The organism is Rhizobium sp. SVR5-2C (assembly GCF_056755115.1).
The window spans coordinates 1-319 of the sequence record NZ_JBNDHT010000363.1 but is presented as its reverse complement, the minus strand read 5'-3'; the positions used below and the strand labels follow the sequence as shown (position 1 = coordinate 319).

Below are 319 nucleotides of genomic sequence, written 5' to 3'. Positions count from 1 at the left end.
GCCGATGCAGAACGGCTATGTCGAGAGCTTCAACGGCCGGATGCGCGACGAACTATTGAACGAGAGCCTGTTCTTCGGTCTCGATCATGCCCGAAGCGCCATTGCCGAATGGGCGGACGATTATAACCATTTCCGGCCGCACTCATCCCTCGGATATCAGACCCCGGCAAGCTATGCCGGGTCCATCGCCGCAACCGGCTCCAACGCTGCGCGAGATGAAAGCTTCGCGTTTCCGCCGGTTGCTCCCACCGCGCCATTTGGCCTATTGAAAGCCGCCGAGGCTCTAATCGCAGTCGGATGAAAGTTCAGTGGCAGGTCA

General features: G+C 59.2%; 1 protein-coding gene. It reads left to right on the top strand.

Translation table 11 applies throughout. The features are described from left to right. Positions 1-301, top strand: a 301-nt coding sequence (locus ACPYOI_RS36095; RefSeq protein ID WP_481424176.1) for an integrase core domain-containing protein, incomplete at its 5' end; no start/stop codon positions are given. Positions 302-319 lie beyond the last annotated feature (18 nt).